General features: G+C 61.8%; 9 protein-coding genes. 6 read left to right on the top strand and 3 right to left on the bottom strand.

Going from position 1 to position 12,012, the window contains the following annotated elements; all coding sequences use genetic code 11:
* Window positions 1-46 precede the first annotated feature (46 nt).
* The 6 genes from BN1129_RS16455 to tldD all read left to right on the top strand — a co-directional run bounded on the left by BN1129_RS16455 (window position 47) and on the right by tldD (window position 9,169).
* Window positions 47-634, top strand: coding sequence for a Maf family protein (locus BN1129_RS16455; RefSeq protein ID WP_042037957.1), 588 nt, complete (start codon window positions 47-49; stop codon window positions 632-634).
* A 194-nt stretch (window positions 635-828) separates the two neighbouring features.
* Complete coding sequence (gene rng, locus BN1129_RS16450; RefSeq protein WP_042037955.1) at window positions 829-2,298, top strand: ribonuclease G; 1,470 nt, start codon at window positions 829-831, stop codon at window positions 2,296-2,298.
* Complete coding sequence (locus tag BN1129_RS16445; protein WP_042037953.1) at window positions 2,299-6,198, top strand: YhdP family protein; 3,900 nt, start codon at window positions 2,299-2,301, stop codon at window positions 6,196-6,198.
* A gap of 29 nt (window positions 6,199-6,227) precedes the next feature.
* On the top strand, window positions 6,228-6,824 hold the full coding sequence (locus BN1129_RS16440) for a nucleotidyltransferase domain-containing protein (RefSeq protein WP_244463071.1): 597 nt from the start codon (window positions 6,228-6,230) through the stop codon (window positions 6,822-6,824).
* 19 nt (window positions 6,825-6,843) lie between these two features.
* Window positions 6,844-7,650: a carbon-nitrogen hydrolase family protein gene (locus BN1129_RS16435; RefSeq protein ID WP_042037951.1), complete on the top strand. Its 807-nt coding sequence runs from the start codon at window positions 6,844-6,846 to the stop codon at window positions 7,648-7,650.
* 70 nt (window positions 7,651-7,720) lie between these two features.
* Entirely contained in the window at window positions 7,721-9,169 is a 1,449-nt protein-coding gene (gene tldD / locus BN1129_RS16430) for a metalloprotease TldD (protein WP_042037948.1), read from the top strand.
* 144 nt (window positions 9,170-9,313) lie between these two features.
* Here the strand turns inward: tldD and BN1129_RS16425 are convergent, their stop codons facing one another.
* From BN1129_RS16425 to BN1129_RS16415, 3 genes are all read right to left on the bottom strand, one after another.
* Window positions 9,314-9,517 (bottom strand): hypothetical protein, encoded by a 204-nt coding sequence (locus tag BN1129_RS16425; protein WP_042037946.1) that lies wholly within the window; start codon window positions 9,515-9,517, stop codon window positions 9,314-9,316.
* Window positions 9,518-9,679: 162 nt separating this feature from the next.
* Window positions 9,680-10,396 (bottom strand): MarC family NAAT transporter, encoded by a 717-nt coding sequence (locus BN1129_RS16420; RefSeq protein WP_042037945.1) that lies wholly within the window; start codon window positions 10,394-10,396, stop codon window positions 9,680-9,682.
* Between the two features lie 144 nt (window positions 10,397-10,540).
* A complete protein-coding gene (locus BN1129_RS16415) occupies window positions 10,541-11,848 on the bottom strand; it encodes an MFS transporter (protein WP_042037942.1) in 1,308 nt (435 codons plus the stop codon).
* Window positions 11,849-12,012: the final 164 nt, after the last annotated feature.

The following is a 12,012-nucleotide window of genomic DNA, read 5'->3' as shown; positions in this document are numbered from 1 at the left end:
TGCAAAAACAACGCATTGTAACCTTACCTCCTCTCATTAAGTGAATATGAACAAGCACAACGAACTGCAACTCTATCTCGCCTCGGGCTCGCCCCGCCGCCATGAACTGCTTGCCCAGCTGGGGTACCGCTTCGAGGTGCTAAAACTGGATGTGCCGGAGCGGCGGGAAGAGGGTGAAAAGGCACAGGATTACGTCTGCCGCCTCGCCCGTGACAAAGCGATGGCCGGCGTGGCCGCCGCCCCTGCGGCTCTGCCGGTGCTGGGCGCCGACACCATAGTCGTGCTGGGTGACAGGGTGCTCGAGAAGCCGTCCGACCTGCTCGATGCCAAAGACATGCTGGAGGCGCTCTCCGGCAAGGTGCATCAGGTGATGACGGCGGTGGCGCTGGCGACCCCGGAGCGCTGCGATGTGCGCCTGGTCACCACCAATGTGGCATTCCGCAAGCTGGATGAGGCCGAGATCGAGGCCTACTGGCGCACGGGTGAGCCCTGTGACAAGGCCGGTGCCTATGCGATTCAAGGGATTGCAGGCAAGTTTGTCAGCCGTATAGAGGGGAGCTACAGCGCCGTGGTCGGTCTGCCCCTGCTGGAAACAGATCTGCTGATCAAGCATCATCTGGAACAGTCTCGGTAATCTATCCGCCAGCCGTGTTCTGCAAGGCCCGTTCAGCGGGCAGGCACAGGGTCGGAACATGGCGGTCAGAATTTGAAGCCATCACAGGCAAGGCAGGGGTCGGTGAAACTCGCCGGCTGTTTCTTACTGCGTTACTCACCGGGCACGTGCCGGTTTGGCTGCCAGAATTTAAAACTAGAAAGGCAAGGTAACTTATGTCGGTAGAACTGCTGGTGAACGTCACCCCCTCCGAAACCCGGGTTGCCCTGGTCGAAAACGGTCTGCTGCAGGAAGTGCACGTAGAGCGTCAGGCCAAGCGCGGCATAGTGGGCAACATCTACAAAGGCAAAATCAGCCGAGTGCTGCCCGGCATGCAGGCGGCGTTCGTCGATATCGGCATGGACAAGGCGGCCTTCCTGCACGCTTCCGACATAGTGCCGCACACCGAGTGCGTGGCGGTGAAGGAGAAGGAGCAGTTCCAGGTTGGCAACATCGCCGAGCTGGTACGCCAGGGGCAGGACATCATGGTGCAGGTGGTGAAAGATCCACTGGGTACCAAGGGCGCCCGTCTCACCACCGACATCACCTTGCCGTCCCGCTATCTGGTGTTTATGCCGGGGAGTGCGCATGTGGGGGTGTCCCAGCGCATCGAATCCGAAGCGGAGCGCGAGCGCCTCAAGCGTACCGTGGCCAGCTATGTGGATGATCTCGGTGGCTACATCATTCGCACCGCCGCCGAAGGGGTGGGGGAGCAGGAGCTGGAGCAGGACGCCGCCTTCCTCAAGCGATTGTGGCGCAAGATCCTGGAGCGCAAGCACAAATACCCGCCCTGCAAGATCCTCTACGAAGATCCCAGCCTGGCATTTCGGGTGGTGCGCGATTTCGTCGGCGCCGAGCTCGACAAGATCCGGGTCGACTCACGCCAGAGCTTCGATCAGCTCAAGCGCTTCACCGAGGAGTACGTGCCCGAACTGGCCGGCAAGCTGGAGTACTACTCCGGCGAGTCACCCATCTTCGATCTCTACGACGTAGAGAACGAGATCCAGCGTGCGCTGGATCGCAAGGTAGAGCTGAAATCCGGTGGCTACCTCATCATCGACCAGACCGAAGCCATGACCACGGTGGACATCAACACGGGTGCCTTCGTTGGCCATCGCAATCTGGAAGAGACCATCTTCAATACCAACGTCGAGGCGACCGCGGCCATCGCCCGCCAGCTGCGCCTGCGCAACCTCGGTGGCATCATCATCATCGACTTCATCGACATGCAGTCCGAGGATCACCGCCGGCGGGTGCTGCACAGCCTGGAGCAGGCGCTCTCCAAAGACAGGGCCAAGACCAACGTCAATGGCTTCTCCCAGCTCGGTCTGGTGGAGATGACCCGCAAGCGTACCCGCGAGAGCCTGGAGCACGTGCTCTGCTCCGAATGCCCCGAGTGCAAGGGGCGCGGTCGGGTCAAGACGGTGGAGTCGGTCTGCTTCGAGATACTGCGGGAGCTCATCCGGGTCAATCGCGCCTACGATGCGGATCAGTTCACCGTCTACGCTGCGCCGGCCGTGGCAGACTACCTGCGGGGCGAAGAGTCCCACAGCCTCGCCGAGCTGGAGGTGTTTATCGGCAAGCAGGTCCGGGTGGTGAGTGAACCGCTCTGCGGTCAGGAACAATTCGATGTGGTGATGATGTAATTGGTCTATCGCTGGCTGAGTCGGGGCTGGTTAGCCCTCGGGGTCTTCTTCGTGCTGCTGGCCATCCTGGTCAGTCTGGTGCGCGTTGGTGGTCCCTTACTCAACCAGCATAGACAGGCACTGCTCGACACCCTGCTGGCCGACAGCAAGCTGGAAGCCAGCGTTGATCGCATCGGCCTGGACTGGACCCAACGCGGCCCAGCCCTCGAACTGCAACAGCTGGTGATAGCGCCCGATTCCGGCCGTTTCGCTGTGCGTCTTGGCAAGGTGTGGGCGCACCTCGACTTCTGGCGCTCCCTCAACGAGCTCAAACCCGTGTTTGGGCAGCTCATCTTGAGCGATGGTGACATAGCCCTGGATCTGGCCCAGCCAGCCGACCCCGAGCCCCGTAACGGCCGCGATCAGCAGCAAGCATTGCTGCGCTTCCTGCTGACCCAGCTCTCCACTTTCGACATTCATGACACCCGCCTCAGCCTGACCACGGCGCTGGGGGAGGTGCGGGCCCTCGACATCGCCCAGCTGCGCTGGCAGAACCGCGGCAAGCGCCATCAGGGGGTCGGCAAGGCCTATCTCATCAACGGGGTGGGCGAGAGCACCATAGATCTCATTCTGGATGTGGATGCGCCTGAAGCGCGGTTCGAGCGTCTCAAGGGCCAGCTCTATCTGGAAGCCAGCCAGCTCGATATCAGCCCCATGCTGGCACGGATCCACGCTGGCGATCCACGGGTGGCCGGCCAGCTCGATTTTCAGCTCTGGAGCACGTTTGCCAGCGGCCAGCTGGGGGAATCCGTGCTGGCGTTTGGCAACAACTACCTGATCTGGAAGGATGAGAAACAGGGTGCCATGCACCGTCTTGGCCTGCAGGGGGGCAAGATCCAGCTGCACCGGGATGGCGAAGAGTGGCAGCTCGCCAGCCATGACGTGACCTTCAAACTCGATGGCAAGCGCTGGCTGCAGAGCCGGTTGCAGCTCGAGCGGATTGGCTCCCGCATTCAGGGGTATTTGCCCGCCATCGATCTGGATCAGGTCGCCAATCTGAGCCAGCTGGTTTCCGGCCTCTACCCAGAGCTGACCGAGACCCTCAAGCACACCCGTCCGACCGGCAAGGTCCAGGACCTTATCCTGCAGGCTGACGCCGACTGGCGCGGGCTCTCTCTCAGCGGCCAGCTCTCCCACATCAAGGTCACAGCCTGGCAGGATGTGCCCGGCGTGGAGGATCTCAACGGTGAGTTCTGGCTGACCCCGATCGGCGGCAGCGCCCGGTTGGCACTGGACAAGGACAAGGTGGATCCGGCTCGCCACTTCAAGGAGCCGATCCCGGTCGACAGCTTCTCGGCGCGGCTCGACTGGTGGCAGGATCCCAGGGGCTGGGTGCTCTATGGTCAGGACGTGGCGCTGGACAACCCGGATTTGACCCTCGCCAGTCGTTTCAGAATGGATCTCTTTGAGCGCACCTTCCTCGCCCTGACCGGTCGTATCAACGTCAAGAATGCGGGCAATGCTGATCGCTACTACCCCTTGCAGGTGATGGGCAAGGGCCTGGTGGACTACCTGAGCGGTGCCATCAAGGGCGGTCAGGCCAAGGGCGCGGATCTGCTCTGGTACGGCGAGTTCAAGGATTTCCCCTTCAGCAAAGGTGAGGGGATCTTCCAGGTGGCGGTGCCGCTGGAACAGGCCACCTTCCGGTTTTTCCCCGGTTGGCAACCGCTCACCGAGCTGCAGATCGATCTGCTGTTCCAGAATGCCAGCCTCGATATGCACAGCCGTTCCACCCACCTTGGCAAAGCAAGATCCGACTCGGTGCATGCCTGGATCCCGGATCTCTACCCGGGCGCCCACCTCTATGTGGATGCCAAGGTACAGGGGGAGGGCAAGGCCATCAGCGACTACCTGCAGGACTCTCCGCTGGGGGATTCTGTCGGTCAGGCACTGCGGGAGATCGAGATCCGGGGCCCGCTCAAGGGCTCGGTCAAGCTGGATATCCCCCTCAATGGCGAGAGCGAGGTCAAGGCGAACGGTGACGCCCTGTTCAGCAACAACAAGGTGCGGGTCGCCAGCCTGGATCTGCCGCTGGAGAAAGTGCAGGGCCGCCTCGAATATGACAACGAACAGACCCGTTTCAGTAATCTCAAGGCCAGCCTGTGGAACCAGCCGCTGACCCTGGACTATCAGGGCCAGCAGCTGCCGAACCGTTATCAGGTCGATCTCAAGTTCAAGGGGCAGTGGGACAGCCGCCGCGATCAGCGCAAGATCCCCGCTCTCGATATCCTCAAGGGGCGCAGCAACTGGGCCGGCACCCTGGGGCTGACCCTGCCCAACGACAAGCCGTTCAGCTTCCAGTTGGCGCTGGATTCCAACCTGCAGGGCATGGGGCTGGATCTGCCCTCACCGCTGACCAAGGCTGCCAACAGCCGCTTGCCGCTCAAGGTGACCGCCCGTGGCCGCGACGGCAGCGCCGACATTCGCGCCGTGCTGGGGGCGGATGTAGATATGCAGAGCCGGTTGGTTTATGGCGATGGCGCACCTTACCTCAGCCGGGTACGGGTGGACGTGGGTCAGCCCGGGGCCCGGGTGCTGCGTGACAAGCCCATGCTGCTGGTCATCAACCAGCAGCATGCGGACGTGGCCGGCTGGCTGGTCCGACTCAAGCAGTGGTTGCCAGCGAGCACGGCGCCGGGCGGCAATGCCGTGGTCGGCCCCGCCTTCTTGCCCCGGGAGTGGTGGGTGGATGGTCAGCTGGTCCGCGCCGACATCGGCAGCGCCACCCTCAAGGCGGTGCACTTCACCGTGGGGCCGGTCAAGCAGGCCACCGAGGTGATGATCGACAGCCCGGACGTGATGGGGGTGGTGCACCTGCCGGTGACCGGGCGTCAGCCCATAGAGGCGAAATTTGCCCGCATCTATTGGTCCGGCAATAGTTCGGATTTGAGCCCCAAGCCCGATGCCAGACAGGACAGGGCCATCATGGACGCCATTCCCTGGCTCACCTTCAGCTGTGTGGATTGCCGCTTCGGCGCTCTGCCGCTGGGTGAGGTAAAGGGAGAGCTGGTGCCTGGCGCCAACAAGCTGACCCTCAAGGGGCTGGACATGCGACTGGCGGGTAGCCAGCTGACCGGCACAGTGGACTGGCTGGCCCAGCCAGGCCGGATGCAAACCCATGCCCGAGCCAACATACACAGCAACAACAGCGAGCTGCTGCTCAAGCGGCTCGGCTATACCTCGCCCATCGGCGATGCACCCGGCAAGATGGCGCTGGATCTGAACTGGAACGATGTGCCCTATCGGCTGGATGTGTCGACCCTGGCTGGCAGTGCCAACTATCAGCTGGAGGGGGGGACTCTGCGCGAGGTCAACGACAAAGGGGCGCGGCTGCTCTCCCTGCTCAGTCTCGATTCCCTGCTGCGCAAGCTGCGGCTCGATTTTCGCGATGTATTCGACAAGGGCTTCTACTTCGAATCCATGTCTGCCTCCGCCACCATCAAGCAGGGGCAGGTCAGCAATGATGACTTCTACATGAAGGGGGCGGCGGGCAACCTGCGCGGTGAGGGGATCGCCGATCTGGTGCGCTGGCGGCTCGACTACGAGCTGAGCTTCTCCCCCAACCTGGGCGGCACCCTGCCGGTCCTGGCGGCTTTCTCCCTGACCCCGATCACCGGCCTCTATGTGCTGGCCCTCTCCAAGCTGCTGGAGCCCGTAGTGGACGTGGTGACCCGCATCGATTTTCGGGTCTCGGGTCCGCTGGATGCTCCCAAGTTGATCGAAGCGGGGCGGGACAGGGCTCGCATCAAGCTCAACCAGCAGCAGAAAGAGGCGGTCGATTCGGTGACCCCCACTCTGCCGACGCAGGAAGTCACCCCCTTACTGCTGACCCCAAAACAGGCGGGGCCCACCCAGCGCTGAGGCTGGTCTGCCATCACAAGGAGTGAGCCATGACAAGAAGTGATGACCAGATGGACTTGCTTGCCATACCGCCGTTGCAGCGGACATTGGTGCAGGCGGTAGTGGCGTGTTTTGAACCTAGAGTCGAGGTGCTGGCTGCGGTAGTGATCGGCTCTTTGGCCAAGGGCAAGGCCGATCGGGTTTCTGATGTGGATGTGCTGTTTATGGTGGAACCTGGTTTTCATCGTGATGGGCAGCCCTGCATTGATCGGTTTCTGGCGGGCAGAGAGGTGTTTCACTGTTGGCAGGGGGCGCATGGCAATGAGGGCTACTACTGGCGTTATATCTTTTATGATTTCACCAGCATCGAGATCCATCTGATCGATGTGAACGCAGAATTCCCTCTGGCTCGCCCATATCTGCCGCTGTTCGATAAAACCTCCTGCATTCGTGCGCTGGAGGTAGACGGCCCGGCGCCAAGCCATTGGGACTTTCCCGCCTATATGGCCGAAGGGGATGGCTTGGTGTGGGAGCTGTTCGATTGCCTCAAATGGGCCGAGCGTGGCCAGCGCGGGTTGGTCAGGCATCATCTGCGTAAGCTGTTGGCCGAGATGGATAAAGACCCGGATATTGTGGATCGCGCTTAACGCGGACAAGGAGAGCGTCATGTGGTTAGCCGCAATACAGCTGGTATCAGGCCGCAGCTGGCAGGATAACCGGGAGCAGATTACCGCCGAGCTGGCGGCGCTGCCAATCGAGCGGCCACTGCTGGTGCTGCTACCGGAGAACTTCGCCCTGTTTGGCGAGCGGCAGGGCTATCTGGATGGTGCCGAGGCGATCGGTGTTGGCCCCATCCAGCAGCAGCTGGCCGAGTGGGCCCGCGACTATGGCATCTGGCTGGTGGCCGGTGCTATGCCGACTACCATCGCAGGTGCAGCGCATATTCACACCAGCTCGCTGGTGTTCGACCCGAGTGGGGATCTCAAGGGGCACTACCACAAGATCCACCTGTTCGATGTGGATGTGGCCGACAATCAGGGCCGCTACCGGGAGTCGGAGACGTTCAGTCCAGGTCAGGAGTGCGTGCTGGTGGACTCCCCCTTTGGTCCCCTCGGCCTCTCTATCTGTTATGATCTGCGCTTTCCCGAGCTCTACCGCCAGCTGACCCGGGCTGGAGCCCGCGTGCTGCTGGTGCCTGCCGCCTTTACTGCCGTGACCGGCGAGGCGCACTGGGAACCGTTGCTGCGGGCCCGCGCCATTGAAAACCAGTGCTATGTGGTGGCCGCCAATCAGGGTGGTACCCACGAGACGGGGCGCCAGACCTGGGGCCACAGCATGGTGATCGACCCCTGGGGACGGGTGCTGGCCTGCAAAGAGTCCGGGCGCGGTACCGTGCTGGCGAAGCTGGAGCCCGGGCTTATCGACGAATTGCATCGCACCATGCCAGTGCTGGCCCATGCCCGTTTGTTGTGATGGTGTGGCTTGTTGCCAACCCGTCGGCAAGACGATTTAAAACATCTCGTTACGAGAGTGGAGAAGAAGATTGAGTCTATTGAGCCAGGTTAGTGCCTCCCTGTTGGCCCCGCACGATCTCGACGAAGGTCGCCTGCAGCAGTTGCTCGGCAGTCTGATGAGCCATCAGGTGGAGTTCGGTGACCTCTATTTCCAGCGCAGCTGGCACGAGTCCTGGATGCTGGAAGATGGCATCGTCAAGGATGGCAGCTACAACATCGATCAGGGGGTCGGGGTGCGCGCCGTCAGTGGCGAGAAGACCGGCTTCGCCTACTCGGACGAGCTGAGCCTGCTGGCACTGCAACAGTCGGTGACCGCCGCCCGTGGCATCGCCGCTGCCGGTGCCCACGGCAAGGTGAAGGCCTGGGCCCGCACAGAGGCCAACCTGCTCTATCCGGCCATGGATCCGCTGCAGACCCTCGACAAGCACCAGAAGATCGCCCTGCTGGAGCAGATGGACAAGTTTGCCCGCAGCCTGGATCCTGCCATCAATCAGGTGATGGCCTCCATCAGCGGTGTCTACGAAGAGATACTGGTGGCTGCCACCGATGGCACGCTCGCCGCCGATGTGCGCCCGCTGGTTCGCTTGTCGGTGACCGTCATCGCCGAGAAGGGGGATCGCCGCGAGCGTGGCAGTGCCGGCGGCGGTGGTCGCTGTGGCTATGATTATTTCCTGGAGCTGGACGGGCTGGAGAGCCGGGCCTTTGGTTATGTGCGCGAGGCGGTGCGTCAGGCGCTGGTGAACCTCGAAGCCATCGATGCACCGGCCGGTACCATGCCGGTGGTGCTCGGTGCCGGCTGGCCCGGCGTGCTGCTGCACGAGGCGGTGGGCCATGGTCTGGAGGGGGATTTCAACCGCAAGGGCTCTTCCGCTTTCGCTGGCCGCATCGGCGAGCAGGTTGCCTCCAAACACTGCACCATCGTCGACGACGGCACCCTGCCGGGGCGGCGGGGCTCCGTCAGCATAGATGACGAAGGGACGCCGGGCGGCTACAACGTGCTGATCGAGAACGGCATCCTCAAGGGCTATCTGCAAGACAAGCAGAATGCCCGCCTGATGGGCGTGCCGCTCACCGGCAATGGCCGCCGCGAATCCTACGCTGCCCTGCCGATGCCGCGCATGACCAATACTTACATGCTGGCGGGTCAGTATGATCCGGCCGAGATCATCGCCTCGGTGAAGAAGGGCATCTATGCCCCCAACTTCGGCGGCGGCCAGGTGGACATCACCTCCGGCAAGTTCGTCTTCTCCGCCTCCGAGGCCTACCTCATCGAGGATGGCAAGATCACCACTCCCATCAAGGGGGCGACGCTGATCGGCAATGGCCCCGAGGCGATGAGCCAGGTCTCCATGGTGGGTAGCGACCTTGCACTGGATCGCGGTGTCGGCGTCTGCGGCAAGGAGGGGCAGAGTATTCCTGTCGGGGTCGGCCAACCCACCCTCAAACTGGACCAGCTCACCGTGGGTGGCACCTCCTAGGTTGGGTCAACCGCGGCGCGCGTAACCCGACGCGGCATCTGCCACATCACACCCCGGCTCTTGCCGGGGTTTTGTCATTCAGGCAGACGGCAACCAACAAAAAGCCCCGGCACATGGCCGGGGCTGCTGGATAGGGGGACGGGGTCAATTGACCGATATGGCTCTGGCGTCTATGTAAAATCGCGCATTGCCTTGTGGATCGACCCTGATCTGGGCAATCAGACGATCGCTCTGCTTGTACTCCCACCGTGTTTTTATCCTGGCCAGGACGGGGCTGGCTGCACCGACCACATTCAGATATTCATGAAACAGGCTGTAGCTTCCAATCTCGGTCAGCATTTTTTCCATTTGCACATCTCCTGCTAGTGAGTGGGTGTCTTCACCCACAAACCTATCAAGCACACTCTGAATTGAGTCTGTACAAAAATCACACTAACTCATTTGTGTGTCAGTAGCATGATCAGGCGCAAGATCAGTGACGATTGTTGGAGGTTATGACACCGTTGTCAGTCAAGGCCGACGGGTATCCTCCAATAGTTCAAATGCACCGGACACATGTGGTAATGCCTGTGTCGTTTGTGCCGCAGGGGCGCCGTGGAACACGGGATCCTGCGCCACCTCTTTGATGCCGTTGATGCAGAACTGCATACCCATGCACACCAGCAGGAAGCCCATGAGCCGGGTCATGGCGTCTATGCCGGTGGCGCCGAGGATCTTGCAGACAGGATCCGCCAGCTTGAGCACGCCCCAGCTGAATATGCTCATCAGGGCGAAGGCGGTCACTGTGGCGGCATAGATGGTGAAACGGTTGTACTCGTCGGGCAGCTCGGCGATCTGGGCGGCGCCGCTGATCACCAGCGCCATGGTACCCGGCCCGCACATGCTGGGCATGGTCAGCGGTACGAAGGCGATGTTCTGGTTGATATCGACCTCTGCCTCCTGATTCGGGGCCGGAAACAGCATGCGAAAGCCGATGAAGGCGATGATGAGCCCCCCTGCCAGGCGCAGGCCGGGAATGGAGATCCCGAACAGATCCAGGATGGAGGAGCCGATGAAGAAGCTGACGCAGAGGGTGCAGAACAGATAGATGGCGGCCAGATTGATCTGGCGGCGCACGTGCTCACGGGACATGCCCTTGCTCAGCCCCAGCAGCAGGGTGGCCGTGGTAGGCGGATTGACCATGGGCAGCAGGGCAAGCAAGGCGAGAAATACGACTTGAAAGAACATCTTTAGCCTCGAATAACAGCAATTGAAAGGGATAGTCCCGGGCTGGTCAGTCACCAGACCTGGTAGGGAGGCTAGCTTATGTCGGCCAAGCTGAACATATGCCGAATTAAAAAGCCCCTAAGGTCTGCGGGGCTCTTGGGTGGTTCAGGCCGCTTGTGGCGCCTTTTGCCGCTGTTGAAGCCAGAGTAGCAGGCCAATGGCAAAGCCCAGTGCCGACAGGCTCACCACATAGTGGGAGGGGGCCAGCATGTCGTTCTTCATCCACAGGGTGACCAGCATGGGGGTGAGGCCACCGAAGATAGCGTAGGCCACGTTGTAGGAGAACGATAATCCGGAGAAGCGCACCACAGCCGGGAAGGCGTTGACCATGACGTAGGGCACGGCGCCAACGATCCCGACCGCGAAGCCCGCCAGCATGTAGAGCGGCACCAGCAGATCTGTGCCCGCTGCCAGGCCATGGTAGAAGGCGTAGCTGGCGCCTGCCAGCAACAGGGAGCCCAGCATGAAGGTGGGACCACTGCCGATGGCATCGATCAGCCGGCCATAGAGGATGCAGCCCAGGGTCAGGGCCAGGATGGCCAGGGAGTTGGCTGTCAGCGCATCGGCGGGGCTGATGCCATGTACTTTCTGCAGGTAGGTGGGGGTCATCAGGATCACCACGACAATGCCGGCGGAGAGCAACCAGGTCAGCAGCATGGAGATCACTACGCTGCCCTTGTGGTTGCGCAGCACAGTCTTGAGCGGCAGCTCTTCTGCCAGGGCCTTGTTGGCCTGCATCTCGGCGAAAACAGGTGTCTCGTGTAGCCAGCGGCGCAGGTACATGGCGACGATGCCGAAGATGCCACCGAGCAGGAAGGGAACACGCCAGCCCCAGTCACTCACCTCGGCCGGGGTCAGGCTCTTGTTGACTGCGGTGGCGATGAGGGAACCCAGCAGTATGCCGGCCGTCAGCCCGGCGGTCAGGGTGCCACAGGCGAGCCCGACACGGCGGGCGGGCACGTGCTCTGCCACGAACACCCAGGCACCCGGCACTTCACCACCGATGGCGGCTCCCTGCAGGATACGCAGACCCAGCAGGGCCAGCGGTGCACCTATACCCAACACGGCGTAGGTGGGAAGCAGGCCGATCAGCAGGGTAGGCAGTGCCATCAGCAATATGCTGAGGGTAAACATGCGCTTGCGGCCGATGAGATCGCCGAAGTGGGCCATGATGATGCCGCCAAGGGGACGCGCCAGATAGCCAGCGGCGAAGATGCCGAACGTCTGGAACTGGCGCAGCCACTCGGGAATGTCGGCCGGGAAGAACAGCTCGCCAATCACCACGGCGAAGAAGACGAAGATGATGAAGTCGTAAAACTCCAGCGCACCGCCGAGGGCGGCCAGACTCAGGGTCTTGTAATCCTGTCGATTGAGGGGGCGGGCGTGATCGTGTTGTTGTGCGGTTGTCGTCATATCCGTATGTTTCCCATCGGTTTTTTTAGTTATTGTCGCCCCGGGCAAGGGGCATATACAGGTTATCGAGAGTATGCTGCCCGCCTCTGGTGTGTAAATCGCGTAATTCGCAACACTGTCTTGCAGCTTTTTGGTGCCGCGAGGCAGGGGAACCGGGCCCACAC

The sequence above is a fragment of the Aeromonas popoffii genome (assembly GCF_000820025.1).
GTDB lineage: Bacteria > Pseudomonadota > Gammaproteobacteria > Enterobacterales > Aeromonadaceae > Aeromonas > Aeromonas popoffii.
This window is presented reverse-complemented; position numbering and strand designations above follow the sequence as displayed.